Origin of the sequence: Sphingomonas sp. ID1715 (assembly GCF_013044515.1) — a bacterium.
GTDB lineage: Bacteria > Pseudomonadota > Alphaproteobacteria > Sphingomonadales > Sphingomonadaceae > Sphingomonas_B.
The window spans coordinates 1-24,306 of the sequence record NZ_JABEPR010000012.1; the positions used below are offsets into that span (position 1 = coordinate 1).

19 protein-coding genes are annotated in these 24,306 nt (G+C 66.3%); 3 read left to right on the plus strand and 16 right to left on the minus strand.

Translation table 11 applies throughout. The annotated features are described in order from the left end of the window. From HJG53_RS17075 to HJG53_RS17085, 3 genes are all read right to left on the minus strand, one after another. Nucleotides 1–1,010: arginine N-succinyltransferase (locus tag HJG53_RS17075; protein WP_171132483.1), on the minus strand; the 1,010-nt coding region annotated here is incomplete at its 3' end. Then, nucleotides 1,007–2,212, minus strand: a complete 1,206-nt coding sequence (locus tag HJG53_RS17080) for a hydrolase (protein ID WP_171132485.1) — start codon at nucleotides 2,210–2,212, stop codon at nucleotides 1,007–1,009. The genes HJG53_RS17080 and HJG53_RS17075, both read right to left, overlap by 4 nt. Before the next feature lie 99 nt (nucleotides 2,213–2,311). Then, nucleotides 2,312–3,208: a hypothetical protein gene (locus HJG53_RS17085; RefSeq protein WP_171132486.1), complete on the minus strand. Its 897-nt coding sequence runs from the start codon at nucleotides 3,206–3,208 to the stop codon at nucleotides 2,312–2,314. A gap of 223 nt (nucleotides 3,209–3,431) precedes the next feature. Here HJG53_RS17085 and HJG53_RS17090 point away from each other — a divergent pair, with 223 nt between their 5' ends. Then, the gene (locus HJG53_RS17090) at nucleotides 3,432–5,402 is read left to right on the plus strand and encodes a tetratricopeptide repeat protein (RefSeq protein ID WP_171132488.1); all 1,971 of its coding nucleotides are present in this window, start codon (nucleotides 3,432–3,434) and stop codon (nucleotides 5,400–5,402) included. A 441-nt stretch (nucleotides 5,403–5,843) separates the two neighbouring features. Here the strand turns inward: HJG53_RS17090 and HJG53_RS17095 are convergent, their stop codons facing one another. The 3 genes from HJG53_RS17095 to HJG53_RS17105 are packed head-to-tail and all read right to left on the minus strand — an operon-like array spanning nucleotide 5,844 to nucleotide 8,722. After that, nucleotides 5,844–6,416 (minus strand): TerD family protein, encoded by a 573-nt coding sequence (locus HJG53_RS17095; protein ID WP_171132529.1) that lies wholly within the window; start codon nucleotides 6,414–6,416, stop codon nucleotides 5,844–5,846. Nucleotides 6,417–6,445: 29 nt separating this feature from the next. Continuing rightward, complete coding sequence (locus HJG53_RS17100) at nucleotides 6,446–7,516, minus strand: DUF475 domain-containing protein (protein ID WP_171132490.1); 1,071 nt, start codon at nucleotides 7,514–7,516, stop codon at nucleotides 6,446–6,448. A 12-nt stretch (nucleotides 7,517–7,528) separates the two neighbouring features. Next, nucleotides 7,529–8,722, minus strand: a complete 1,194-nt coding sequence (locus HJG53_RS17105) for a TerD family protein (protein WP_368039600.1) — start codon at nucleotides 8,720–8,722, stop codon at nucleotides 7,529–7,531. A gap of 213 nt (nucleotides 8,723–8,935) precedes the next feature. Between HJG53_RS17105 and HJG53_RS17110 the strand changes: the two genes are divergently transcribed. After that, entirely contained in the window at nucleotides 8,936–13,507 is a 4,572-nt protein-coding gene (locus HJG53_RS17110; protein ID WP_171132492.1) for an AAA domain-containing protein, read from the plus strand. A gap of 7 nt (nucleotides 13,508–13,514) precedes the next feature. Here the strand turns inward: HJG53_RS17110 and HJG53_RS17115 are convergent, their stop codons facing one another. From HJG53_RS17115 to HJG53_RS17150, 8 genes are all read right to left on the minus strand, one after another. Next, nucleotides 13,515–14,051, minus strand: a complete 537-nt coding sequence (locus HJG53_RS17115; RefSeq protein ID WP_171132494.1) for a DUF4236 domain-containing protein — start codon at nucleotides 14,049–14,051, stop codon at nucleotides 13,515–13,517. A gap of 72 nt (nucleotides 14,052–14,123) precedes the next feature. Then, nucleotides 14,124–15,293 carry a serine hydrolase gene (locus HJG53_RS17120; protein WP_171132496.1) on the minus strand — a complete coding sequence of 390 codons (1,170 nt, stop codon included), beginning with the start codon at nucleotides 15,291–15,293 and terminating at the stop codon, nucleotides 14,124–14,126. Then, a complete protein-coding gene (locus HJG53_RS17125) occupies nucleotides 15,293–16,558 on the minus strand; it encodes a cyclopropane-fatty-acyl-phospholipid synthase family protein (RefSeq protein ID WP_171132498.1) in 1,266 nt (421 codons plus the stop codon). The genes HJG53_RS17120 and HJG53_RS17125 overlap by 1 nt, the downstream gene beginning before the upstream one ends. Before the next feature lie 9 nt (nucleotides 16,559–16,567). Further along, nucleotides 16,568–17,935, minus strand: a complete 1,368-nt coding sequence (locus HJG53_RS17130; RefSeq protein ID WP_171132500.1) for a deoxyribodipyrimidine photo-lyase — start codon at nucleotides 17,933–17,935, stop codon at nucleotides 16,568–16,570. A 36-nt stretch (nucleotides 17,936–17,971) separates the two neighbouring features. Beyond that, nucleotides 17,972–18,382 (minus strand): GxxExxY protein, encoded by a 411-nt coding sequence (locus HJG53_RS17135; protein ID WP_171132502.1) that lies wholly within the window; start codon nucleotides 18,380–18,382, stop codon nucleotides 17,972–17,974. 39 nt (nucleotides 18,383–18,421) lie between these two features. Further along, on the minus strand, nucleotides 18,422–19,456 hold the full coding sequence (locus HJG53_RS17140; protein ID WP_171132504.1) for a 2-oxoacid:ferredoxin oxidoreductase subunit beta: 1,035 nt from the start codon (nucleotides 19,454–19,456) through the stop codon (nucleotides 18,422–18,424). A 45-nt stretch (nucleotides 19,457–19,501) separates the two neighbouring features. After that, a complete protein-coding gene (locus tag HJG53_RS17145) occupies nucleotides 19,502–21,376 on the minus strand; it encodes a 2-oxoacid:acceptor oxidoreductase subunit alpha (RefSeq protein ID WP_171132506.1) in 1,875 nt (624 codons plus the stop codon). Between the two features lie 84 nt (nucleotides 21,377–21,460). Next, the gene (locus HJG53_RS17150) at nucleotides 21,461–22,363 is read right to left on the minus strand and encodes a histone deacetylase (RefSeq protein WP_171132508.1); all 903 of its coding nucleotides are present in this window, start codon (nucleotides 22,361–22,363) and stop codon (nucleotides 21,461–21,463) included. A gap of 5 nt (nucleotides 22,364–22,368) precedes the next feature. Between HJG53_RS17150 and HJG53_RS17155 the strand changes: the two genes are divergently transcribed. After that, nucleotides 22,369–22,833: a GreA/GreB family elongation factor gene (locus tag HJG53_RS17155; RefSeq protein ID WP_171132510.1), complete on the plus strand. Its 465-nt coding sequence runs from the start codon at nucleotides 22,369–22,371 to the stop codon at nucleotides 22,831–22,833. Here HJG53_RS17155 and HJG53_RS17160 read toward each other — a convergent pair. Further along, nucleotides 22,830–23,588 carry a ZIP family metal transporter gene (locus tag HJG53_RS17160; protein WP_171132512.1) on the minus strand — a complete coding sequence of 253 codons (759 nt, stop codon included), beginning with the start codon at nucleotides 23,586–23,588 and terminating at the stop codon, nucleotides 22,830–22,832. The genes HJG53_RS17155 and HJG53_RS17160 overlap by 4 nt on opposite strands. Before the next feature lies 1 nt (nucleotide 23,589). Next, the gene (locus tag HJG53_RS17165; RefSeq protein ID WP_171132514.1) at nucleotides 23,590–24,303 is read right to left on the minus strand and encodes an SDR family NAD(P)-dependent oxidoreductase; all 714 of its coding nucleotides are present in this window, start codon (nucleotides 24,301–24,303) and stop codon (nucleotides 23,590–23,592) included. Nucleotides 24,304–24,306: the final 3 nt, after the last annotated feature.

Below are 24,306 nucleotides of genomic sequence, written 5' to 3' on the forward strand. Positions count from 1 at the left end.
CCCACATGCACGACCGTGCCGCCAGGCTCCACGCCCAGCAGCCGCGCGCCCTCGGCATCGATCGCGATCTCGCCGCCGTCCAGCATCTCGACTTGCGCATAGGCTGCGCGCCAGCCGGCCAGCCGTCCCGCCGTGCACAGCCGCCGCTCGCCGCCTTCCACCCCGATCCGCGCGACTCGACTCTCGACTGCGTCGCGGATCGACAGGATGCGATCGGTATGCGCGACCATGGTCGGCCCGCCGTCGAAGATGTCGATATATTTGTCGTGGGTGAAGCCTTCATGCTCCAGCATCCGCATCGCCGCGCGCCCGCTCGGATGCGGCACGCCGATCACCGCCCGCGCGCTTTCCGGCAGCATGGCGGTATAGATGGGGTGCTTGGGCATCAGGTCGGCGATGAACTGGTTGCCGTTCACCGCATTGAACTCGTCCGCCTCCTGGAAATTCATCCCGAAGAAGCGCCCGGCGAGTCCGTCCCAGAAGGGCGAGCCGCCCGCCTCGTCGATCACCCCGCGCAGCTCGGCCAGCGTGATGTCGGAAAAGCGCGGGCGATGCGCCTTCATGAACAGGTACCGGCTGCGCGCGAGCAGCATCCCGAGCCCGCCGGCCCGCTCCCGCGGATGGAGGAACAGCCCGCCCACTTCGCTCGCGCCCTCAAGGTCGGTGGACAGCGTCAGCATGTCGGCGCGGAAGGTGCGGTCCAGTTCCTTCGACACCTGGGTCAGCGTACCGATCCGGTAGGAATAAAAGGGCCAATGCTGCCCGACCATGGTGAAGACCTGGCAGGTGCCGCGCACCTGGCCCGTCTCGCTATTCTCCAGCACGAACACGAACAGGTCGTCGACATGCGCGTCGTCTTCGCGCGCCAGCGCCGCGGACGAGCGTTCGAGCTTGCGGCCAAGCGAGCTACGGTCGGGCGGCAGGTTGGTGAAGCCGCCGCCGGTCAGCTTGGCGAGTTCGTAGAGTGCGCCGAGGTCGTCGATCGTTGCCGGGCGCAGAAAGCAACTCATGGCCGCCCCCGCTCGGCCAGGCGCAAGATGGCCAGGGTCGAAAGCATCGCCCGTTCGGGCAGCGAGTCCGGGATCAGAAACTCCTCCGCGCTGTGAATGGCGCCGCCGCGCGCGCCCATCGTGTCGACCACCGGCACGCCGCAGGCCGCGATATTGTTGCCGTCGCACACCCCGCCAGTTGCCTGCCAGGCGATATCGAGGCCAAGCGCCGTGCCGCAGTCCCTGACCAGACCGAACAGACGCTCGGCGGCCGGGTCGAGCGGCTTGGGCGGACGGCCGAAGCCGCCATGGACATGGATCGACACCTCGCGCTGCGCCGCCACCAGCGCCACGGCGCTCTCCAGATGCGCCCGCGCCCGCGCCTCGTCGTCGGGCGTGTGCGGGCGGAAGTTGACGCGCAGCACGGCATGGTCCGGCACCACATTGTTCGGCCCGCCGCCCTCGATCCGCGCCGGGTTGACGGAGAGGCGGGGCCCGATCGCCTTCTCCAGCCGCAGCGCCAGATCGGCCGCCGCCAGCACCGCGTTGCGCCCGTCCTCAGGGTTGCGCCCCGCATGCGCCGAACGCCCCCTGACGACGATCGAGAAATTGCCCGACCCGGCGCGCGCGCCCGCCAGAGTCCCGTCCGGCAGCGCCGGTTCATAGGTGAAGGCCGCCGCCTTGCCCCGCGCGCAACGGGCGATCAGCGCGGCGGAGGAGGGCGAGCCCACTTCCTCGTCGCTGTCGATCAGCACCTGATAGCCGATGCGATCGGCGAGGGGCGTGGTCTCGACCGCCTTCAACGCCGCGAGCATCAGCGCCAGCCCGCCCTTCATGTCCGCCGTGCCCGGTCCGTTGATCCGCCCGTCAGGCAGCGTTCGGGTCTCCTGAAAGGGATGATCCGCCCCGAACACCGTGTCGTAATGGCCGGTGAAGAGAAGCTGCACCGGCGCCTCGGGCCGGACGGTCACGAGCAGGTGATCGCCATGCTCCATCTGACAGACGGAGCCATCGGCGCCTACGACCTCGACCGGATCGGGTGGCACCAGCGCCACTTCGCCCGGCAAGGCGGCAAAGGCATCGCCCAGCAATCCGGCCATCACCTTCAACCCGGCAAGATTTCGCGAGCCGCTGTTGACCGCGCTCCAGCCAAGCACCTGCTCCAGCATCTCGGCCCCGCCCGCGACCTCGCAAGCTCCTCGCTCAACCCCACTCAAACCCATGTTGGTGCTCTAGCCGGGGCGGAGCGCGAAGCCAATGCGGGAGGGGACGGCCGCAAATAAGCGACCGTCGTTCTCACCCCCTGCAGTCAGGGCACCCGACTAGGCCGGCAGACTTGCCTGTGTGCGATCGCGCTTACGGGCATAGCAGCCCATCAACGCAAAACCGAGCAACATCGCGGCCCAGGACTGCGGTTCCGGAACACCAGCATTGACCGCGAACCGATAGCTGAATGGCGTCTGCTTCGCCTCACCCAAATCATAGAGGGACAGATTGTTCGCAAGGCCGACGTAAACGGGGTCGGTCTCTTCGAAGAAATTGTCGTCCTGGAAGAACTCCATGTCGACAAAGCCACCTGCTGGCTTGTGCAGCACGACATACTGTAGGCCCACGCGCAGGTTAATATCGCCCTCGAAGCGCCCAAGCCCGTTGATGGCGATGAACGGGTCTATGAACGGCGTTGCGTCGATGTCGAAGTCGTTTGGATCAAATCCGTCGGGGCAGGTGGTAAAGGAAGGATTGGAGTTGCCCACCGTGCAGGATCGGATGCTGCCTGTGGCGAATTGGCGGATGGTATTCGAGGTTACTGTTCCGACGCCGTTGAGGTTTGCCGGAGTGCCGGCGTCATCTGGCCGATAGCCCGGCGCCAGGATTACGTGGTTGGCCTGCCCAAAATAAGTCGGGATATCGACTGGGTCGCCATTTGAATTGACCGGAGCGCTCGCAAAGGCGTCCTGGGGTAGCGGCGAGCCTGCGGAAATGATGCCGCTGCTGTAAAGGAACAGCTTGTTCGTGAAGCCTCCACCGAAGTCGACCGAATAAGGCAGCAGAATCTGACATTGGCTTGCGTCACAGACGCTGCCCGAAAGCGTCTCGAGCCCGAATCGAAGTATATTCGGATTGAGACCGTCGTCGACCACGACGCCACGCGCATGAGCGCTCACCGTCGTCGATAGCAGAACAGCTCCCAAGAGCAGCTTAAGCTTGCCTAAACGCATCATTTTTCCCCTGTTGCAGGCGTTGGCCCCGCCGCTCGCCGTTAACTCTATCCTGCGGCACCCCTGAGGTTGCAAGTCAAAATGGATGGATGCTGCCCGGTGAGGAGAATGCGTCTCATTCTCTGACAAGTTGAAACCGCCGCGCTTGCGAACGATTGGCCGATTTGCTTCACTCTGTTCGGCTCTTAGGCGCTGAAGCCGGCTGAAAAGGGGGACAGCCAGATTGCGCTACAGCGCTTTCATAAGCTACAACTTCGGCGATCGGGGCTGGGCAAGGTGGCTACACCGCCGTCTCGAAAGCTATAGTATTCCGACGAGGTTGCGCGGTCATCCGACTGCAATGGGCCCGCTCGGCAATAAGCTGTTGCCGGTCTTTCGCGACCGGGACGAGCTTGGCGCTTCGTCGGACCTCGCCCAGGCCGTGCAGGATGCGCTGGTCGAGGCTCATTATCTGATCGTCATTTGCTCCCCTCGCGGCGCGAAGTCCCGCTGGGTCGATGAGGAGATCAGGTCCTTTGTGAGGCTCGGTCGTGCCCAACGGATCATGTACTTCGTTGTGGACGGAGAGCCGCACGATCCGGATCCGGCCAAGGAATGCTTCCCGCCAGCGGTGCGTGAAGGACTGGTGAGCGAACCTTTGGCAGCCGACATTCGGCCGGGGCAGGATCCCCGGCGAGATGCGGTCCTCAAGCTACTGTCGCGCATGTTGGAGGTTCCCTTCGACGCCCTCCGACAGCGCGAAGTTGCCCGCCGGCAGCGGCGGCTTGCTCTGGTTGCCGCCGGATCCACAGCCGGGCTCTTGCTGACCACTGCACTTGCCATCTTCGCCTTCGTGTCGCGGGCCGAGGCCATTCGGCAGCGCGACATTGCCCAGCGTAAGACTGTGACTGCAGAACGGACGGTCGAGTTCGTCAAATCCCTATTCGAAGTTTCCGACCCTTCCGAAGCACGCGGCGAAACAATCACCGCCCGCGAGATCCTCGACAAGGGCGCGCGCGACATACGGTCGACCTTGACCAACGAGCCTGCGGTAAAGGCCGAATTGGGGACCACGCTCGGTGAGGTCTATGCCGGTCTGGGGCTGTTCCGCGAAAGCGACACGCTCATCAGGGAGATGATGGGACTACGCCACGGCGATCGCATGACGCGGACGCGGCAATATCTGGCGATGGCCGATTCTCACGCGCGCACTGGCCGGTACGATCAGGCGATCGCGTCCTACGGGCGAGCATTGGAAATGGCTCGTGACCCCAGTCAGCCGCGGCCGGATCTCATCCCACGTATCCTCGTTTCCATGGGCGAAGCGGAGTCGGCGATCGGCAACCACCGCGCCGCGGCAGCTGCCATCAAGCAGGGCCTCAGGCTCGACCTTGCCGCTGTCGGAGACCGCGATCCTGCAGTGGCTCGCGACCTCGAGTCGCTCGGGCTCAACGCCTTCAACGAAGGTGATCTAGACGAGGCGCAGGCCAGCTTCACCAAGGCCATTGCCATCCGTTACAGGAGACAGGGCGCTACGCACCCGCGGGTGGCAGAGGATTACAACACCCTAGGTGCGATAGCTTACCTGCAAGGCAATGCGCAGTTGGCGGAGGAGAGTTACCGAAAGGCGCTCCGCTCCTACCAGCTTGTGCTCGGACCGGACCACCCTGAGGTCGCGAATACGTCCAATAACCTTGCCCGTCTTCTGCTCGAACGGCGGCGCTACGGTCAGGCTCTGCCGCTGCTCGAACGCGCAGTGGCGATCAACCTCAAGGAAAAGGGACCGGAGCATGATGACTTCGTCTTCCCTTCCTATAACTTGGCGCTCGTAAAGGAGCAGCTGGGCGCGCTGGCGGAAGCGCAGCAGTTGCTGCGTCAGTCGCTACGGGCTGCGCGCTACCATCGTCATCGCAATCTGGGGCCGATCCTGACGGATCTCGCAGCGCTACGGTGCCGGGTCGGCGCGTTTGAAGAGAGTTCAGCGCTGCTGGACGAGGCAGCCCCGATCATGAAGCAGACCTATCCAACTGAAGCCTGGCGCACAGCGTGGGTCGACAATACGAGAGGCTATTGCGCCGCACGTCACGGCGACGCGGGACGGGCGCGGCAGCTGCTTCAAGACACTACCCCCATCATCCTCGCCCGGTGGAGACCGGACACACATTTCGGCGTCATCGCGCGAAGTCGCTTGGCGGCACTGAGCGGCCGGAAATAGGTTCGTGGGAGATCGGACAAAGGCTCCTCGGCATCGCTTATTCACCCTCGATATCAGCCCTAAAGCCCATATGACGTCCGGGGCTTTATTGATCGGACGCGCGTAAGCCTTCGCTACACGCCGACCGCCCAACATCGCTTGCGAAGGGCGGGGATACGGCAGATCCTCCCGGCAGGAGGAGCAGATGTCGGTAGTCCCCATGCGAAGGCGATGAGCCTGTCCTACAGGGCGCCGTGTCTGATAGCGTTGTACTCGTCCGCGTCTCAGCGGGCACCGGCTCTTTCATACGTCGAGATCAATCAGGAAATTGACATGATGCACGTGCGGAACGTGCGGAAGGTGCGGAAGGTGCGGAAGGTGCGGAAGGTGCAGCCACTTTCAGGCGGGGCGAACTTCACATGTTTTCTGCTAGGTTTGTGAAGTTCGCCTCCGCCGGCATACCTATCCCACATTCACCCCGAAGTTCTTCGCCAGCGGCCCGAGCCCGCCCTTAAAGCCCTGACCGACAGCGCGGAACTTCCAGTCGGCATTGTGGCGATAGACTTCGCCGAAGATCATCGCGGTCTCGACGGAGGCGTCCTCGTTCAGGTCGTAGCGGGTGATCTCCCGGCCGCTGGTTTCATCGACGACGCGGATGAAGGCGTTGGAGACCATGCCGAAATTCTGCCGGCGGCTCTCGCCTTCGTGGATGGTGACGGTGACCGCGACCTTCTGCACATCGGCGGGCACGCGGGACAGGTCGACCTTGATCTGCTCGTCGTCGCCATCGCCGCCGCCGGTCAGATTGTCGCCCGTATGTTCGACCGAGCCGTCGGTCGAGCGGAGGTTGTTGTAGAAGATGAAGTCGCTATCCGACCGCACCCGATCGTTCGCACCGAGAATGAACGCGCTGGCGTCGAGGTCGAAGTCGGTGCCGTCGGTCGAACGCTCGTCCCAGCCGAGACCGATCAGGATGTTGGTGAGGCCGGGCGCTTCCTTCGACAGGCTGACATTGCCGCCCTTGGCGAGGCTGATGGACCTGAGGTGTTCTCCTTATCGTTGGATCAGAGCGCTTCGCCGGAGGGCGTAACGGCACCGGCGAGGATGGGGGCGTCCTCCTCATCCTCGCGGCCGAAGAGCGAGGAGACGAAGGCGAGGCCGATGAAGCCGGCGCCGATCAGGCCGGTCACCGTCTCCGGGATCTCGTAGCGGGCGGAGAGCAGCATGATCGCGGCCAGCGCCACGATCGCGTAGAAGGCGCCGTGTTCGAGGAAGCGGTATTCGGCCAGCGTGCCCTTATCGACCAGCATCACCGTCATCGACCGTACGAACATCGCGCCGATGCCAAGGCCCAAAGCGATGATGAACAGGTTGTTGGACAGCGCGAAGGCGCCGATCACGCCGTCGAACGAGAAGCTGGCGTCGAGCAGCTCGAGATAGAGGAAGCCGCCGATGCCGGCGCGCGCGACCTGCGCGGCCGCATCGTCGCCGCCGCCGATCAGGTCGCCGACGCTGTCCACCGCGACATAGGCGATGAGCCCGAAAATCCCGGCGGTGAGGAAGGTGATCACTTCCTCGGTCGGCAGCAGCTGCGCGACGCCGAGCAGCGCCAAAAGCGACAGGGCGAGCGGCGCGGCCGCGACGCCGGACAGGCCGGAGATCGGGCGTTCCAGGAACGGGATCCAGTGCGTGTCCTTGTCGCCGTCGAGGAAGAAGGTGAGGCCGACCATCGCCAGGAAGGCACCGCCGAACCCGGCAATGCCGATATGCGCGCCGGTCAGGATGCGCTCATATTCCGCCGGATTGTCGATCGCGAGGGTGAGCGCGGCGATCGGCCCCAGCTTGGCGGCGATGCCGACGATCGCGAGCGGGAAGACGATCCGCATGCCGAACACCGCGATCAATATGCCCCAGGTCAGGAAGCGCTTGCGCCAAACGGGCGCCATGTCCTTCAGCACGGTCGCGTTGACGACTGCATTGTCGAACGACAGCGAGGTTTCGAGCACGCCCAGCACGGCGATGATCCACAGCACGCTCAACGTGCCGACCAGCGTGCCGGTGGCGCTCCAGCCGAGCCAGCCGCCAATGCCTAGGCAGAGGGCGGTGAACAGGAATGACGAACGGAAATATCGCACTGGACTTCTCCCCTAGTCCTTGGTGCCGGCCCGCCAGCGCAGGCCCCAGCCGAAGCGCTGGTCCAGCTTTTCCTGGTCACCGACATATTCGACGAGCCGCGTGGCCTTGAGCCCGCCGCCGGCATTTTCGAGCATCACCACGCCGCACAGGCGCCTGTCGTTGCGGCCCTCGCTCAGGCGCACTTCGATCGGCGGCTGGTCCGGCATGGTGACCAGCACGACGCCGTCCGTCTTTTGCCAGTTGGGCGCGCCGTCATAGATGTTGGCGAACACGCAGACCCGCTTCAGCTCATGCCAGTGCGCGCCGTTGATGCGCAGCGTCTCGCCGTCCGACACGTCGCCGGTGCGGTCGTCGCCCGACAGCTCGATGAAGGGCGGATAGTCATAGTCGCCGAACACGTTGCCAAGCGCCTGGACCACGCCCTTGCGGCCATCCGCCATCTCGAACAGGCAGCCGAGATCGAGATCGACCGCGCTGCCGGCGAACCAACCGCGGGCCCGCGACCAGTTGAGGTTGATCGTGATCTCGCCGAAGCTGCCGCCCTTTTTCTCCAGACTGACGGTCGGGCTGCTCTTCTCGAGCGTGACCTTGCTGAGGGTGACCGGCGCTGGCGCCGGTGCGGGTACCGGGGCAGGCGCGGCGGCAGGCTCGGCGACGTCGATGCCGAAGGAGCGCGCGAGGGGCGCAAGGCCGCCATTGAACCCTTGCCCGACCGCGCGGAACTTCCACTGGCCCTGGCGGCGATAGAGCTCGCCGAAGATCATCGCCGCCTCGCGCGTCCCCGACAGGGCAGGCGCGAAGCGCAGCGCGCTCTCCCCGCCGACGGCGACGTGCGCGTCCTGCAGCATCGAGAGCGTCTGGCCGCGCGCATTGGCTTCGTTGATGGTCGCGCAGAACACGATCTTCTCGATCGACTCCGGCACGCGGCCGAGTTGCACGTCGAACCGGCCCGAGCCGTCGGCAGAGAAGCGCACCGAGCCGTCGCCGCCTTCCGGCTGGTTGTAGAAGATCATGTCCTGGTCGCCGCGCACCTTGCCGCTGGCGGTCAGCAGATAGGCGGAGGCGTCGGCCTCCAGTCCCGCCGGCGCGCGCCAGCCGAAGCTGACCGTCGCACGCTCACCGGGAATGGCGGCATTGGCGCCCTGCTGCAGTTCCATCAGCGGCCGTGCCTGCGCTTGCCGCCGAACGGCGCGCCAGTCTTGCACACGAACATAGACCCCCTTTGTCGTCGAGCCACGGCCGCGCCGTTGCGGACCCCTTCGCGCCGTGACTCGGGGCCAAGCATGGCGTGCGGCGCGGGCGGCGGAAGGGCGAACATGATCCGTTTCGGATGCAATCGCTCTCTGGCAAGACTCCTCGGAACCCATTGATCGCGCTTATGATCGTCGGTTCGTGGGGAAGGGGGATCGGCAGCGGAAATGAGCAGCCCGGACGCGCTGGCGCGCCTGAAGCAACTGCTGGATTATGTCGCGGCGACGGAGCGCGACAAGCTGGCGATCCCGACCGAAGTGGCGGCGGAAAAAGGGTTCCGCACCACCGGCGCCGAACTGATGATGTTGCCCGGCGTCCACCTCAACGGCGGTGCCGATGGCGACCCGCTGTGGGTGCGCGTTGAGCGGCTCGCCAAGGTGAGGCCGCCCCGCCTCGCCGATGCCGAACTGGGCGCGTGGACCGAGGTCGCCGATGATCCCGACAAGAAGCCCGCCATCAAGGGTGAAGCGTTGCGCGCGGCGCTCCGGGCCGCCGGCCTGATCGAAGAGGCACCGGCCGATGGCGAACCGCCATCGTTCCGATTTGAGGACTATCCGCACCGCGACCGCGTGAAATCCGGCCATGAGGCGTGGCTGCGTGAGATGTGGACGCCCTGGGCCGACGAGGAGCGGGCACGACGGCGCGCCATCCGGCTCTACAATGAGCTGTTCGCGCTACGCACCGCACTCGACGGCGGCGGCGATCAGCCTGTCGAGCTGGTCTGCGGCATCGGCGTCGCGGACTGGAAGCGTCCGCTTGGCCGACTCTCTTATCCGTTGCTGACGGTGCAGCTCGAGATCGCGATCGACGAAGCCAGCCACGCAATCGAGCTGCGCCCGCGTTCGGAAGCGCCGGCCGGCATCGAAAGCGACGCGCTCGACAAGCTGGATGTCACAGGCGTCGATGAATGGCGGCGTTTCACCATCGCCTATCTGGAAGGCGCCGAGGCAACATTGTCGCCCTTTGCGCCCGATGTGTTCGATCCGGCGCTACGCAAGGCCGTGCAGTTGCTCGATCCCAACGGTGTATACCTGCCGGATCTGCGCGAGGGACAGCAGCCGGATCCCGAAGCGCTCCGCGTGGGGGCAAGCTGGCTGATCTTTTCGCGGGCGCGGCGAGCGACGCAGGTGATGGCCGATCTCCAGCGGCTCACCGATGCGGTCGTGGCACTAGGCGACGGTGATGCGCTGCCGGGCGCGGTCGAGGCCATCGTCACCGGTCCGAGCGAGTCGATGCCCGACGAGCAGGTAAAGGCCTTTCGTGGCGTGTCCACGGTGCCAGGTGTCACCACTTCGGATGGAACGGGTGCCGATCTCTATTTCCCGAAGCCGTTCAACGCCGAGCAGGTCGAGGTCATTCAGCGGCTGGAGAGCCGGCCGGGTGTGGTCGTGCAGGGCCCGCCGGGCACCGGCAAGACGCACACCATCGCCAACATCGTCAGCCATTATCTGGCGCTTGGCAAACGGGTGCTGGTCACCTCGCAAAAGGCGCCGGCGTTGAGGGTGCTGCGGGACAAGCTGCCGACGGGGGTGCGTCCGCTCGCCGTCAGCCTGCTCGACAGCGACCGTGAGGGGCTGCAGCAATTCCAGGACTCGGTGGACGAGATCGCGGCGCGCCTGCAGCGGATCAAGCCGCGTGAGGCCCAGCGGCACATCGCCGACCTGCAGACCCGCATTGACCTCATCCATGCCGAACTTGCGGGATTGGATCGCCAAGTCGACCAGCTCGGCCGTGCCGGCCTGACGCCTGTGGAGCTGGACGGCCGCCGGCTTGCACCGGTGGAGGCCGCGCGCGCCTTGTCTGCCGCCGGCGACGGAGCGCTGTGGCTGCACGACCGGCTCGACGTGATCCGCTCGCATGATCCCGGCTTTTCGGACGAAGATGTCACTGCGTTGCGGGAGGCGCGCAGGAAGGTTGGCGAGCGGCTCGCCTATCTGGGCGCGATCCTCCCCGTGCCCGAGGAGCTGCCGAACGCGGACGCGATGGCGCAGCTGCACGAAAACCTTAGCGAGGCCGAGCAGTTGGAACAGGCGATTGCGCCTCCGGAGCGCTTGGCTGACGGCACGACAGTCGAAGCGCTCGCGCTCGGTGAGGCCAAGCTGGCCGCCGCTGCAGAAGCGCGGGAGCGTGCGCAGGAAGATGGTCACCCCTGGCTCGAACAGGCGCTGGCCATCCTGCGTCGCGGACGCCCCGAGCCGACGCTGGAAGCGCTTGAAGGCTTGCGGGAGCGCATCGATGCAGTCTGCGGCGAGGGTCGCCACTTCCTGACGCTGCCCGTGACGCTGCCTGACGGCTCGGACGAGCGAGAGTTTCGGGATCCCATCGCAAATCTGGCGAACAGAGGCGAGCTCGGCATCTTCACCTCCCTGTTCGCCCGGCAGGTGAAGCAGCGCATCGCGGCAGTGCGGATCGCCGGACGTACCCCGAACGGGGCGGCGGAATGGGCGGAAGTGAAGCGCTATCTGGAGGCAGGCGACGCCGCGCGCGAGCTGGTCTCGATCTGGAACCATGCCGCCGCCGCCTCGATCCTCGCGCCCGTGAGCGACGCGGGGCTGCGCAGCGGCGAGGCGATGCTGGCGCAGCTCGACGCCCTCGCCCATGCGCGCGAAGCGGTCGCGCGGGAGCAGGAGGCGGAGCGGGCGCTGTCGCTGCTGCTGCCGCACTGGACGATGCCGCTCGCGACCGGGCTGGAGCAAGCGCTGAGCGTAGTGCGAGGGCATCTACGGCGCGTGCGATTGGTCGAGGGCCGCCGTCGTCTCGCCGCGGTGCAGGAGACGCTCGCGGACGTTCCGGGTGAACTCGGCGACCGCATGCGGGCACTCGCGCATGACCGCGTCGGTCGCATCGGCGAGTCGACCGAAGTGGTCGCGCGTGACTGGCGGTTGGCGATCGAAACTCTGGGCCAGTTGCACAGCCTGGGACCGGCCTTCTCGGTCATCGACTCCGTTACCGCGGAGGTCCGGGAAAGCGGTGCATCGGACTGGGCGCGGCGCTTGCGCGAGGAGCCGGTTTCGGATGTCGAGGACCCACTGACCCCCGGCGACTGGCGTGAGCGGTGGCGGCTGCGGCGGCTTGCGACCTGGCTCGACCGCATCGATGCGCATGATCGCATCCGTGCCTTGGCCGCCAAGCGGACCAAGCTGGAGCAGGACCTCGCCCGTGCCTATGAGGAGGTGATCGAAGCGCGGACCTGGTGTGCACTCGCTGAAGAGGCGACGGACCAGGTGCGCTCGGCGCTCACCTCCTATGCACAGGCCATGCGGAGGATCGGGCGAGGCACCGGCGTGCGTGCCGCCCGCTATCGGCAGGACGCGCGCGCCGCCGCCGATCGTGCGAAGAATGCGCTGCCGTGCTGGATCATGCCGTATTACCGCGTCTCGGAGTCGCTGCCGGCGGAGCTGGGACTGTTCGACCTCGTCATCGTCGACGAGGCGTCGCAATCGACCATCGCCGCGCTTCCGGCACTGCTGCGCGCCAAACAGGTGCTAATCGTCGGTGACGACAAGCAGGTGAGCCCCGACGCCGGCTTCCGCAGCGAAGAGAAGCTGGTGGAGCTCTCCCGGCGTTACCTGGGCGACCAGGTCGAGGACTTTCGCGCCGCCCTGCGCGAGGACAAGTCGCTGTACGATCTGGGCTCGGTGGTGTTCGCCGGTGGCGCAATCATGCTCAAGGAGCATTTCCGCTGTGTCGCGCCGATCATTGAGTTTTCCAAGGCGCAGTTTTACGACCACAAGCTGCAGCCGCTGCGTCTGCCCTCGGCGTCCGAACGACTCGACCCGCCGCTGGTCGACATCTTCGTCGAGGATGGCGCCCGCAGCGGCGACGTTAACCGCGCCGAAGTGGCCTGCATCCTGGACGAAATCGGCCGCATCGCCGCGGACCCCTTGATGGCGAAACGGACGATCGGCGTCACGACTTTGCTCGGCCAGAAGCAGGCGATGCTGATCGCGGAAGCGATCGAACAGGAGCTTGGACCCGAGATCATGCTGCGGCATGAGATCAGGGTCGGCGACCCGTCCGCCTTCCAGGGCGACGAACGCGACATCATGTTTTTATCGATGGTCGTCGGCGCCAAGTCGGCCGCCATGTCGGGCCTCGCCTTCGAACAACGCTTCAACGTCGCGGCCTCCCGTGCGCGCGACCGGATGGTGCTGGTGCGGTCGGTTCAGCCGGATGAGCTGAGCCAGGCCGACAAGCTCCGCCGCGCGCTGATCCAGCATTTCCGCGCGCCATTTGCAGCCGACACGAAGCTCAATCAGGACCGGCGCAAGCGCTGCGAGTCACCGTTCGAGGCAGAGATGTTCGACCTCCTTGTCGAGCGCGGTTACCGCGTCGACACCCAGGTTGCAGTCGGCCACAAGCGCATCGACCTGGTCGTCGAAGGCGGTGAGGACCGGCGCCTAGCGATCGAGTGCGATGGCGACGCCTATCACGGACCCGATCGATGGCCGGAGGACATGGCGCGTCAACGCATGCTCGAACGCGCCGGCTGGACGGTGTGGCGCTGCTTTGCGTCGCGATTTGTGCGTGACCGGGAGGGCGTGCTGCGGGAGCTGATCGAGACGCTCGACGCCCTCGGCATCTTGCCGACCTCAGCCGACCAGGCGCCGCCGAGCCGCTTCGCCGAGCAGCGCAGCTGGCGGGCAGTCTATGAAGAAGAGGCGGGTGATCCGGTGCCCTATGCCTGGCTCGTGCCCGCCGATCCGTTCGGGGCGACACTGCCGGTCGCGGCGGAATAGGGAACGCTCAGCGCAGCAGACTGTCCGATACCAAGCAGAAACCGCCGGTCTGCGCGACCTTGGACCAGCCGTCGGACTGCTCGACGATGCCGATTACTTCGCCGCGCTCCAGCCGGTGCGAGACGGCTCCGGTCTTTGGCGACGCCCGGCAATTGACGTGAGCGGCGGCCACGGTGCGCGTCAGGTTGGTTGGGCCGACCACTGGCGCAGCAGCTGAGGCTGCATCGGAGGCGGGCCTGTCGGACAGCGCCAGGACGCAGCTGCCGATCAGCAGCAGCGCCACGACCGAGAGGATGCCCCGGACCAGCACCGAGCCGATGCTCACGGATACGGGAGGAGAGCCGGACGCGGTGCCGCCGAAGCGCTGCAGCGGCGTCGTGTAGCTGAGGCCGGTGCCCGGAATGCCGAGGGTGGAGCGGACACCGCGGCGGCTGATGTTCATGGTCGCGCCGCGCCCGCCGATGCTGGTGCTAACCCCGCGCGTGCTGAAGTTCAGGCGCACGCCCGGCAGCAGCTTGACCGAGCGGCGGAAGCGAAAGCCCATTCATCCCCCTTTGCTCGGGCAGGGTGGCGCTGGCACCGTGGCTTCGCCAGCAGGGAAGGGTCCGAAACGGAGCTAGCGGGGCTCGGCGTCCAGCGCTGCCTTGATCCGCTGGACGAACGCCGCGCGGGCGATGCCGAGTTCGCGACCGGTGGCGCGCGGCCAGGCGCCTGAAATGGCGATGACGAGGCGGCGGCTCGGATCGACATGGATCAACTGGCCGAAAATACCCTGCGCCTGGAAAGCGCCCGCGGGCTCGATCCACCATTGATATCCATAGCCGCGATCGTTCGGCAGTGGGGTCCAGGCTTTGGTCGCGTCCGCAAACCAGGCATCCGGCACCACGCCCTTGCCGCCGCCGAGCGCGAACAGGCCGAGGCGCGCATAGTCCCGCAAGCTGGCCGACAAACAGCAGCCGCCGATATTCTGGCCCGACTGATCCACCATCCAGAAAAGCGGCCGCTCCATGCCGAACGGCCGCCAGATCTTGGCTTCGGCATAGTCGGTCAGGCTCTTGCCCGTCGCCTTGGTGACGAGCACGCCGATCAGATTGGTCTCGCCGGTCTTGTACACCCATTTGCCGCCTGGAGGCGCTTCGCGGGTGAGAGTACGGAGATAAGCGACGGTCGGATCCGCGCCCGCCGGCACCGGCTTCGCATACATGCGGGCAACGTCGGAGTTCGGGTCGGTATAGTCCTCGTTCCACTTGACGCCGGACGTCATGGTGAGGACCTGCTTGACGCTCACGCCGTCATATGCGCTGCCCGCCAGTTCGGGGATGTAGCGCGTGACCGGATCGTCCACCGACTTGATGAAGCCGTCCTTGACCGCAGCGCCGACGAGGGTCGAGGTGAGCGACTTGGCCACCGAGAAGCTGGTGTAGCGCCCGGCACGCGAATAGCCGCGCCCATAGCGTTCGAGCCGAATGCGCCCGTCCTGCACCACGATCAGCCCCGCCGTGTTGTTCGCGGCCATGAAGGCATCGACGCCGTTAAGCGAGAGCGGCTTGCCGGGGCGTAGCTTGTAGGGGCGGCTGGAGGCCCGCGCGACCGTGCCGGGGAAGAGCGTCTCCATCGCCGGAAAGTTGTGGTCGCGTTGCGCCTGATCCCAAAACAGGATCTCGCCGCCGGCCTGCCGAATGCGGTCGGCATTGGCCGGTGTGAGCGCGACCGGGCCAGGCTTGCGCGCTTCGGCCGGCGCCGCCGCAACCAGCGCGGCGGCGGCGAACAACAGCAGTGCCTTCATCATCTCCCCTTTACCAGCGTGACCTGTGCGACGCGGATGCCGCCGCCCCTGAAGCCGCCCTCGCAGTACATCAGGTAATAGCGCCACAGATTGACGAACCCCAGGTCGAAGCCGGCCGGCAGCCGGCCCTCGCTCGCGGCGGCGTCGAAGCGTTCGCGCCAGCGTTTCAGTGTCTCGGCGTAATGCAGGCCGAAATCCCGCTGGTCGGTCCAGGCGAGACCGGCGGCCTCGACAATGCGGCGGAAGCGGCTTTCCGAAATCAGCATCCCGCCCGGAAAGATGTAGGTCTGGATGAAGTCGGCGCTGGCGGCATAGTCCTCGAACAGCGCATCGTCGATCGCGATATATTGGATTGCTGCGCGCCCGCCGGGCTTCAGCGCACGGGCGATGGTCTCAAGATATGTCGGCCACCAGCGCTGGCCGACGGCTTCGACCATCTCGACGCTGGCGATGGCGTCATATTGCTCGCGCACCTCGCGATAGTCGCGCAGCTGCACGCGAACACGTCCGGCGGCGACGTTGCAGCGATTGAGGTCGAGCGCATGCTCGCGCTGTTCTTCCGAAAGGGTCAGCGCAGTGACGTTGGCGCCATATTCGTCGGCGGCAATGTCGGCGAGCGTGCCCCAGCCGCAACCGATCTCGAGCAGATGCTGGTCCGGCTTCAGCTCCAGCCGGTCGAGCAGCGCGCGCACCTTGTTCAGCTGCGCATAGGCGAGTTCCTCGTCGGCGCTGATCGGTTCCTGGAACAGGGCGGACGAGTAGGTCATCGTCTCGTCCAGCCACTCGGCGTAGAAGTCGTTGCCGAGATCATAATGGAAGGCGATATTCTTGCGGGCGCGGCCGGGCGAGTTGTCGCGCAGCCAGTGGCGGAGGCGCTTGGTCCAGCGGCTCAAGCCGCGCGCGCGGGCAGCCGAGCCGAGCGTCACCGCGTTGCGCATGAACAGATCGAACAAGGGCACCGGATCCGGGCTCGACCATTCACCCGCGGCCCAAGCCTGGTACCAGCCGACCGAACCGTCGCGCGAAAGCCGGACGAGCGCGCGCCAGCTCTTCACCTCGACTTCGCAGACGGGGCCGGGTCCGCGGCCGCCCAGGATGCGGTAGCTGCCGTCCGGCAACCACGCTTCGATCGCGCCCTGCTCGAGCCCGGCATCGATCCGGTCGAGCGCACGGTGAAACGGCGCCGCGGCCAGCCTCGCCCAGAAGCCGGTGTTGGGCTGGCCGGAGCGGAACTGCCGGCCGCGATCGGGCGAATGTGCCGTCATCGCGTGAAACTAGCGAATGGCGCGCGCCGCCGCCAGCGCGCGTTCCCGCGCTTCGCGATGACCGATCAGCTTTTCGGGATAGCCGGGCACGGGCGCCGGCGGGTCGTGGATGTCGGCATCGGACAAGTGCGCCAGTTCCGGCACCCAGCGCCGGATATAGTCGGCCGCGCCGAACTTTGCGGACTGGACCAGTGGCGCCATGATCCGCCCGAACTGGTTCGAGTCCACGCCCGTTCCGGCGACCCATTGCCAGTTGACGGCGTTGTTGCCGTAATCGGCATCGACCAAGGTGTCCCAGAACCAGCGCTCGCCTGCGCGCCAGTCGATCAGCAGATGTTTGACGAGGAAGGAGGCGGCAATCATCCGCACGCGATTGTGCATCCAGCCGATCCGCCACAGTTGGCGCATCCCGGCGTCGACGATCGGATAGCCGGTGCGGCCCTGCTGCCAAGCGTGCAGATCGGCTCGCGCCAGGCCGTCCGATCGCCAGGGGAAAGCATCGAAATTGCTGCGGCCATGTTGCGCAGCATAATCGCGTGCGCGGGCGATCACCCCAGTCGTGAAATCGCGCCAGCCGAGTTCACTGCGGAAGGTGTCGAGCCCGGCGCCGGCCGCGTCGAGCCGGTGCCAGACCTGCGCCGGCGAGATCCCGCCGAAGTGGAGGTGCGGGGAGAGCTGCGAGCTTCCGGGCTCCGACGGCAGGTTTCGGCTTTCGTGATAGCGATCGACCCTGTCGGCAAAGGCCTCCAGAGCCTCATGCGCGCCGGCCTCGCCGGGCGTCCAGAAGGAGTCGAACTCGGCCGCCCAGTTCGGCTTCGAAGGAAGCAGCTGCCAGCTTTCGAGCGTGTCGCTCTTCGGCCAGCTTTTGGGTGCGGGGATGTGCTTCGGTGCGGGCTGCGGCTTGGGCGGCGGCATCATCGCCGAAAGCGCGCGCCAGAAGGGCGTGTAGATCTTGAAGAAGCCGCCGCTACCGGTCCGCACCGTGTCCGGCGGAGCGAGCTGATTGCCGTCGTGCAGCACCAGATCCACTTTTGACGCGAGGGTGCGCTCCGCCTCGATCCACCAGGGTTCATAATGGCGGATGGCATGAACGGCGGCGGCGCCGACCTCCTCCACTACCTGGGCGACGACCTGCGCAGCAGGTCCCTTTCGCAGGATCAGCCGCGACCCCTTCGCCTGGAGCGCTGAGTCCAGCGCGGCCAAGCTATGGTGCAGCCACCAGCGCTGCGCACCCCCGATCCGCCAAGCGCACGGCGTTTCGTCGTCGAGGACGTAGAGCGGGATCACCGCGCCCCGTTCGACCGCCGCGACCAGCGCCGCCTGATCCGCAAGCCGCAGGTCCTGGCGCAGCCAGAGAATGATCGAAGGCTGAGTCATGCAAAAGGCGCCTCCTGATTGTTCTCGCCAAGAGCGCTAAGGGCGCGAAGAGGCAGCACGTGGCACATAGTCGTTTGCTAAACGGCGGCAGCCTTCGCGGAAGGTTCCTGCTCCAAAATTAAGAAGCAGACCCAGTCTCAGATCCATCAGCCGCAGATAGGTGAGCACTTGTTTGACGTGGACCGGTGCGATCGCTTCGACAGACTTCAGCTCAATGAGCAATTGGTCTTCGACCAGCAGATCGATGCGGAAACCAGCATCGATAACCTCGCCATCGTAGTGGAGCGGCAGCACCTTCTGCCGCTCGACTTTAAGTCCTTCCTTGACCAGACTGTGAGCCAGACATGCCTCATAGGCTGACTCGAGCAGACCAGGCCCAAGCGTCTGATGTAGTTTGAACCCGCAATCGACCGTCATGCGGGCAAGGTCGTCGACATCGCGCCGCATCTTTGCGTCCTTTGCGCTCTTGGCGAGAACAAGCCCTCTTCAGATCTCGTGCGGCTGTTTTTCGACCATCCAGGTTTGGCCCTTGGCGACGAGCTTTTGCAGGTCGGGTTTCTTGCCTTCGGCGGCGGCGCGTTCCTGTTCGATGACGGCGCGTTCGAAGGTGGGGCGGGGGTGATTGTAGATGACGCCGAGCGCCACGGGGAAGCCGGCGGACTGCTCCATGTCGATCAGCATCTGCGCCACGCCCTTATTGGTCTGGTCGTGGACGATGACGCCTGCCGCCTGCCAATCGCCGTCGGTCACGTCGACCACTTCGAGCCGGAGTTCGTCGCGATTGAGGCTCAGGCCGCGCGTGCCGTTCGCGAACAGCATCGGCGCCCCGTGCTCAAGCCAAAGCTGCGCGGTGGCCGCATTCGCCTTTTCGGTGAAGGGCGCGAACACGTCGTCATTGTAGACGATGCAGTTCTGGAAGATCTCGACGAAGCTGGCGCCCTTGTGCGCGTGCGCGGCCTTGAGGACTGCCGGCAGATTCTTGTGCACGTCGATGCCGCGCCCGATGAAGCGCGCGCCGGAGCCGAGCGCGAAGCTGCAGGGGCTCGCGGGCCGGTCGACGGAGCCGAACGGCGTCGAGGGCGAGCGGGTGCCGACGCGGCTGGTGGGCGAATATTGCCCCTTGGTCAGGCCATAAATCTCGTTGTTGAACAGCAGGATCTGGCAGTCGAGATTACGGCGCAGCAGGTGCATGGTGTGGTTGCCGCCGATCGACAGCGCATCGCCATCGCCGGTGATGATCCACACGTCGAGTTCGGGGTTGGCGAGCTTGATGCCCGTGGCAAACGCCGGCGCGCGGCCGTGGATCGTGTGGAAGCCGTAGGTTTCCATGTAATAAGGAAAGCGGCTAGAGCAGCCGATGCCCGACACGAACACCGTCTTCGCCGGATCGGCGCCGATTTCCGGCATGGTGCGCTGCACCGCCTTCAGGATCGCATAGTCGCCGCAGCCGGGGCACCAGCGGACTTCCTGATCGGTCTCCCAATCCTTGATCGTCGTCTTGATGGGGGTCATGTCGTTCATGGGAGCATCCGAAAGGTCACAAAAGGTCGCACCAAAATCATCGATTCAGGCCAGGGCTCGTTCGATCGCGGCCTCGATCTCCGAAATACGGAACGGCTGGCCGGAGACCTTGTTCAGCGGCTTCGCATCGACCAGGAACTGGTCGCGCAGCACGGTCTTGAGCTGCCCCGTGTTCATCTCGGGCACGAGGATACGCTCGTAGGAGCGGAGTAGGACAGCCAGATTCTTCGGCATCGGCCAGATGTGGCGGATGTGGATGTGGTGCACGTCGGCGCCGCGGGCGCGCTGACGGCGGACCGCCTGATGGATGGGCCCAAAGGTCGACCCCCAGCCGACAATCGCGAGCCTGCCGCTCTCCTCGCCGAGCGTCACTTCCTGGTTCGGAATGTCGTCGGCGATACCGAGCACCTTGTCATGACGCAGGTCGGTCATCAGCTGGTGGTTGCCGGGCGAGTAATCGATGTTGCCGGTGAGGTTCGACTTCTCGATGCCGCCGATCCGGTGGAGCAGGCCGGGCGTGCCGGGCTTGACCCAAGGCCGGGCGAGCTTCTCGTCGCGGGCATAGGGCTGGAAGCCGCCATCCGGCACCTCCTCCAGGAACTGGACGGGGAAGGGCGTGTAGCCGCTCATGTCCGGCACGCGCCAGGGCTCGGCGGCATTGGCGATATAGCCGTCGGTCAGCAGCATGACGGGCGTCATGTAGCGGGTGGCGATCCGCACCGCCTCGATCGCGCAGTCGAACGCGTCGGCGGGTGAGCGCGCGGCGATCACGGGCATCGGCGCGTCGCCATTGCGGCCGTAGACGGCCTGGTAGAGATCGGACTGTTCGGTCTTCGTCGGCAGGCCCGTGGATGGACCGCCGCGCTGCGAATTTACGATCACCAAAGGCAGCTCGGTGATGATCGCGAGCCCCATCGCCTCGCCCTTGAGCGCGATGCCTGGGCCGGACGAGGAGGTAACGCCCAGCTTGCCGGCATAAGAAGCGCCGATCGCCGAGCAGATCGCCGCGATCTCGTCCTCCGCCTGGAAGGTGGTGACGTCATATTCCTTCAGTCGCGACAGATGATGCAGGATCGCGGACGCCGGGGTGATTGGATAGCCGCCGAAGAACATCGGCAGCCCGGCGAGCTGCGCGCCGGCGACCAAACCGAGCGAGATGGATTCCGCACCGGTTACCGTGCGGTAGAGGCCCGGCTCGGCCGGCGCGGCGGCAATGTGGTGCTGCTTGAGCGGACCGGCGAGCTCGGCCGTCTCGCCATAGGCGTGGCCGGCATTCAAGGCGGCAATGTTCGCTTCGGCGAGCGTCGGCGCTTTGGCGAATTTGTCCTTCAGCCACTGAACGAGCGGCGCACGGTCGCGATCGAACATCCAGAGCGCCAGGCCCAGCGTCCACATATTCTTGCAGCGCAGCGCTTCCTTATTGCCGAGGCCGAACGGCTTCACGGCGTCGAGGGTCAGCTGCGAAATGTTGAACTTGAGCAGCTGCCAGCGGCCGAGGCTGTCATCCTCGAGCGGGTTGGTATCGTAGCCCGCCTTGGCGAGGTTGCGGGCGCCGAACTCGCCTTCGTCGGCGATGATCAGGCCGCCGTCCTTCAGCTGGTTGACGTTCACCTTCAACGCGGCGGGGTTCATCGCCACCAGCACGTCGGGCGCGTCGCCCGCCGTCTCGATGTCGGTCGAGCCGAAGTTGATCTGGAAAGCGGACACGCCGAAGGTCGTGCCCTGCGGCGCGCGGATTTCGGCCGGAAAGTCCGGGAAGGTAGCGAGGTCGTTGCCCGCGAGCGCAGTCGACAGCGTGAACTGACCGCCGGTCAGCTGCATGCCGTCGCCCGAGTCCCCGGCAAAGCGCACGACGACGCTTTCGGCGGGCGGATGCGCGCTCGCCTCCTCGGGAGTAAGCTGATGGGCGGCTGTGGCCATTCTGTCTGTCCTGCGCTGTCAGACCGGGCGAGGTAGGTCGCCGGAGCTATCGGGCCAATGTAGAAAATCTGGGGGGAAGCGCAATCAAGCTTCGATCATAGTGCGATAGAGCACCTCAATCGTCCTCGCGTGCCGCTCGGCGATGAGGGCCTTGTCGGCCCCGTAGCCGCCGCCCGGGGTGCTGGCGATGGGGATCCCGTGGGTGCGGGCGAAGGTGGCGACGGTGCGGTCGCGTGCTGCGAGGCCGGCGTCGGAGAGGGAGAGGCGGCCGAGTTTGTCCTCCGTGTGCGGGTCGACGCCGGCTTGGTAGAGGATCAGTTCCGGCCTGACGCGGTCGATCAGCGGCGGCAGGGTGGTGATCAGGGCATTGAGATAGGCTTCATCGCCGGCCCCGTCCGGAAGCGGCACGTCGAGAGTCGAGCGCGCCTTCCGGGCGGGGAAGTTCCTGGCGGCGTGCACGGAATAGGTCGCCACGTCTTCGCGTCCGGCGAGCAGTGAGGCGGTGCCGTCGCCCTGGTGCACGTCCAGATCGACGATCAAAATGCGGCGGACGGCGCCTTCGGCCAGCAGCCGGTGCGCGGCCAAGGCGAGATCGTTGAACACGCAATAGCCGGCACCGGTCTCGTGCAGCGCATGATGGCTGCCGCCGGCGGTGTTGGCCGCATAGCCGTGGTCGATCGCGAGCCTGGCCGCCAAATAGGTCCCGCCGGGTGTCAGCTGCGCTCGGCGCGAGACGGCGGGCGTGACGGGAAAGCCGATCCGGCGCTCCTTGTCCCTCGGCACAGTGGCGGCGAGAACTTCGCCCACATAGGCCGGATCGTGAACCGCTTCGAGCCACTGGCGAGGCATTGGCTTCGGCCTGTGGCACGCCTGCGGAACGGGGAGCCGGTCCAGCGCGTCCATCAGCAGATGATATTTACTGGCCGGAAACCCACCTGACGGAGGCGGCGGCGTCAGATAGTCGGGGTGGTGAACGATATGGAGCATGTGCGGTGAGCGTAGCCTTTCGGCGGGAAAGCGACGAGGAGCATAAGGAGCCCAAATTCGAGCTCCCGATCCCGCCCGGCCCCAATCTGGTGACCGCACGCGGGCTCGCGCTGATCGAGGCGCGGGTGAAGGAACTCGACGCCCAGGTCGCTGCCGGCGGCGAGGAAGCGGAGATCGAGGCAGCGAAGCGCGACCTCCGTTACTGGACGACGCGGCAGGCGACCGCCGAACTGATGCCCGAGGCCGAAGGCGACGCGGTCGCGTTCGGCACCCGCGTCACCTACCGGCTGAACGGCGCAAAGCGGACCGTTGCGATCGTCGGCGACGACGAAGCGGACCCCCATGGCGGTTCGATCAGCTTCTCGGCGCCGCTCGCACGCGCGATGATGGATGCAGAGGTGGGCGAGCGGGTCGATTTCGGCGGCAAAGCGGCTGCGATCGAGATCCTCGCGATCGAGCCGATCGACTAACCGCCGAGCTTCGACAGCAGGAAGGCAGCGAAGAACCCGACCACGGCGATCAGGCCGGTATATTCATGCGTCTTTTCCGTGGCTTCCGGCACCATGGTGTCGACTATCATCGCCAGCACGGCGCCGCCTGCGAAGGCGAGCGTCAGGGCCAGCACTTCCGGACCAGCATCCGCTAGCATTGCATTGCCGACCAGCGCCGCCAGACCGGAGGCGAGCGCGATGCCGACCCACAGGCCGAGGACATAGGGCGCCTTGCGGCCAGCCTGCTTCATGCCGGCGGCGCTGGAGAGGCCTTCCGGAATGTTCGACAGGAACACGGCTGCGGCGACGGCAAGGCTGACGCTGCCGCCTTCGACCAGACTGACGCCGATCACGACCGATTCCGGAATGCCGTCGAGCAATGCGCCGACCGCGATGGCCGCGCCCGAGCCGGCGCTGGCGTCCTGCGAAGCATTCGGGTCACTGCCGGAGCGCTTGCGGTGGCGGGCGCCGGCGCGCGAGACGTTAATGTTGGCAATGGTATAGGCGAGGGCACCCGTGCCGAGGCCGATCGCCGTCGGTTGCGCACCGCTGCGGACAAAGGCCTCATCCACCAGCTCGAAGGCGACGGCGGAGATCAGCACGCCGGCGCCGAGCGCCATGATCGCGGCGATCAGCCGTTGCGGCAGGCGTAGGAAATAGCCGACGAGCGCGCCCATGATCAGCGCCGATCCCCCGAACAGCCCCCACAGCCCGGCGGCCAGCGCCTGCGGCATCTCAGCCCGCCACGCGTTCGCGGTGTCCCGTTTCGAACCCTTGTGCGAGCAGGTCGGCGATGTGGGTGGCGACGGCTTCGGGCGGCTTGACGGTCATCGGGTCTTCGCCTGGGAAAGCGCGCTCGCGCATCTTGGTGCGGGTGGCGCCCGGATCGAGGATCGCGACCTTGACCTTGCCGAGGTTGCGCTGCTCCTCGGCATAGCTGAGCATGAGCGTGTCGAGCGCGGCCTTGGACGCGCCGTACGCGCCCCAATAGGCGCGCGGATTGGCGCCGACGCTGGAGGTGATCGCGACCAGCTTGCCCGGCGCGGCGGCGCGGAGCAGCGGGTCGAAGGCAGCGATCAAAGCCGCCTGCGCGCCGACATTGAGGGTCAGCAGCTTGGCGAACTCCTTGGGATCGATTGCCGGTACGGGCGCGAGCGAGCCGAGCATCGCCGCGTTGAGGACCAGCGCGTCGAGCCTGTCCCAGCGGCTCGACACGGCAGCCGCGAGGCGGCCGATGCTGTCGCCGTCGGTCAGGTCGAGCGGCGCGATGGTCGCGGTGCCGCCGGCTTCATGGATGCGTTCCTCGACCCCTTCCAGGTCCTTGGCGGTGCGCGCGGTCAGGATGACATGGGCGCCGGCGCGGGCGAGCGCCTCCGCGGTCGCGGCGCCGATGCCGCGGCTGGCGCCGGTGACGAGTACGATTTGGTCGGAAAGCGGCTGGTCGGTCATGCC

What these genes read in the sequence shown, in the direction of transcription:
- HJG53_RS17080 (WP_171132485.1), bottom strand. Translation starts at nt 2,212, where the DNA reads ATGGGTTTGAGTGGGGTTGAGCGAGGAGCTTGCGAGGTCGCGGGCGGG.
- HJG53_RS17085 (WP_171132486.1), bottom strand. Translation starts at nt 3,208, where the DNA reads ATGCGTTTAGGCAAGCTTAAGCTGCTCTTGGGAGCTGTTCTGCTATCG.
- HJG53_RS17110 (WP_171132492.1), top strand. Translation starts at nt 8,936, where the DNA reads ATGAGCAGCCCGGACGCGCTGGCGCGCCTGAAGCAACTGCTGGATTAT.
- HJG53_RS17115 (WP_171132494.1), bottom strand. Translation starts at nt 14,051, where the DNA reads ATGGGCTTTCGCTTCCGCCGCTCGGTCAAGCTGCTGCCGGGCGTGCGC.
- HJG53_RS17120 (WP_171132496.1), bottom strand. Translation starts at nt 15,293, where the DNA reads ATGAAGGCACTGCTGTTGTTCGCCGCCGCCGCGCTGGTTGCGGCGGCG.
- HJG53_RS17125 (WP_171132498.1), bottom strand. Translation starts at nt 16,558, where the DNA reads ATGACGGCACATTCGCCCGATCGCGGCCGGCAGTTCCGCTCCGGCCAG.
- HJG53_RS17130 (WP_171132500.1), bottom strand. Translation starts at nt 17,935, where the DNA reads ATGACTCAGCCTTCGATCATTCTCTGGCTGCGCCAGGACCTGCGGCTT.
- HJG53_RS17135 (WP_171132502.1), bottom strand. Translation starts at nt 18,382, where the DNA reads ATGCGGCGCGATGTCGACGACCTTGCCCGCATGACGGTCGATTGCGGG.
- HJG53_RS17140 (WP_171132504.1), bottom strand. Translation starts at nt 19,456, where the DNA reads ATGAACGACATGACCCCCATCAAGACGACGATCAAGGATTGGGAGACC.
- HJG53_RS17145 (WP_171132506.1), bottom strand. Translation starts at nt 21,376, where the DNA reads ATGGCCACAGCCGCCCATCAGCTTACTCCCGAGGAGGCGAGCGCGCAT.
- HJG53_RS17150 (WP_171132508.1), bottom strand. Translation starts at nt 22,363, where the DNA reads ATGCTCCATATCGTTCACCACCCCGACTATCTGACGCCGCCGCCTCCG.
- HJG53_RS17160 (WP_171132512.1), bottom strand. Translation starts at nt 23,588, where the DNA reads ATGCCGCAGGCGCTGGCCGCCGGGCTGTGGGGGCTGTTCGGGGGATCG.
- HJG53_RS17165 (WP_171132514.1), bottom strand. Translation starts at nt 24,303, where the DNA reads ATGACCGACCAGCCGCTTTCCGACCAAATCGTACTCGTCACCGGCGCC.